Raw genomic sequence first — 1822 nt, 5'->3', positions numbered from 1 at the left:
CGCGGTTCATAGTCGGGAGGCTCCAATGGGAATGGAGCCGGGAATTGACTGAAGCGTGTCGTCTCGTATGGAGGCAAGGCCGGGACCCGACGGTGCTTGCATTCGGTGAGAAATGAAAAGGTGAACTCGACCATGGCGCAAACCTTCCTTGGCCAGAAACGTCTTCGTAAATATTTTGGTAAAATCCGTGAAGTTCTGGAGATGCCGAACCTGATTGAGGTTCAGAAATCTTCCTACGATCTTTTCCTGAATTCAGGTGATCAGCCCCAGCCGCTTGATGGCGAGGGGATCAAAGGTGTGTTCCAGTCGGTTTTCCCGATTAAGGACTTCCACGAGACCTCTGTTCTTGAATTTGTTGATTATGAGCTCGAAGAGCCAAAATATGATGTAGAAGAATGCCAGCAGCGCGATATGACGTATAGCGCGCCTCTCAAGGTGAAGTTGCGTCTGATCGTGTTTGATATCGACGAAGATACAGGCGCGCGTTCGGTCAAGGACATCAAGGAACAAGACGTGTTCATGGGCGATATGCCTTTGATGACTCCGAACGGCACATTTGTTGTCAACGGCACAGAGCGTGTGATCGTTTCCCAGATGCACCGCTCACCGGGTGTCTTTTTTGATCACGACAAAGGCAAAACGCACGCTTCGGGTAAGCTGTTGTTTGCTTGCCGCATTATCCCATATCGCGGCTCGTGGCTCGACTTTGAATTTGACGCCAAAGACATCGTCTTTTCGCGCATTGACCGTCGCCGCAAGCTTCCTGTCACCACGCTGCTTTATGCGCTTGGTCTGGATCAGGAGGGCATCATGGATGCCTATTATGACACGGTCACATACAAGCTGAAGAAGAAAAAGGGCTGGGTCACCAAGTTCTTCCCTGAGCGGGTTCGTGGCACACGTCCGACATTTGATCTTGTGGATGCCAAAACTGGCGAAGTGATTGCCGAAGCGGGCAAGAAAATCACGCCACGTGCGGTTAAGCAGTTGATTGATGAAGGCAATGTCACCGATCTTCTGGTTCCGTTTGAGCAGATCGAAGGCAAGTTTGTTGCCAAAGACATCATCAACGAAGAAACTGGCGCGATCTATGTTGAAGCGGGCGACGAGCTGACGTTTGAGCGCGACAAGGATGGCGAAGTTATTGGCGGCTCTTTGAAAGAGCTTATGGATGCGGGCTTTACCGACATCCCCGTGCTTGACATCGATAACATCAATGTTGGCCCTTATATGCGCAACACGATGGCGGCAGATAAGAACATGAACCGCGAGACCGCGCTCATGGATATCTACCGTGTGATGCGCCCGGGCGAGCCACCCACTGTTGAAGCGGCGTCAAACCTGTTTGACACCTTGTTCTTTGACAGCGAGCGCTATGACCTTTCGGCTGTTGGCCGTGTGAAAATGAATATGCGTCTTGATCTGGATGCGCCTGACACGCTGCGCACGCTGCGCCGTGAAGATATCGTATCCTGCATCAAAGCGCTGGTTATGCTGCGCGACGGCAAAGGCGACATCGACGACATCGACCACCTCGGCAACCGCCGTGTGCGCTCTGTTGGCGAGCTGATGGAAAACCAGTATCGCGTTGGCCTGCTTCGCATGGAGCGCGCGATCAAGGAGCGTATGTCTTCTGTCGAGATCGACACCGTCATGCCGCAAGACCTGATCAACGCCAAGCCAGCCGCTGCTGCTGTGCGTGAATTCTTCGGCTCAAGCCAGCTTTCGCAGTTTATGGACCAAACCAACCCGCTCTCAGAAGTGACGCACAAGCGCCGCCTCTCAGCGCTTGGGCCAGGTGGTCTGACGCGTGAACGTGCGG

At 53.2% G+C, this 1822-nt stretch carries 1 pseudogene; it reads left to right on the top strand.

From position 1 onward, the window contains the following. Positions 1-132: 132 nt before the first annotated feature. Positions 133-1822 (top strand): annotated as a pseudogene (locus tag ACTF58_RS13515) (DNA-directed RNA polymerase subunit beta); the annotation flags it as partial.

This window comes from Lentibacter sp., assembly GCF_965657785.1.
In the GTDB taxonomy this organism is placed as follows: domain Bacteria; phylum Pseudomonadota; class Alphaproteobacteria; order Rhodobacterales; family Rhodobacteraceae; genus Lentibacter.
Note: the sequence above shows the minus strand (reverse complement) of the source record. Positions and strands in the feature narration are given on the sequence as shown.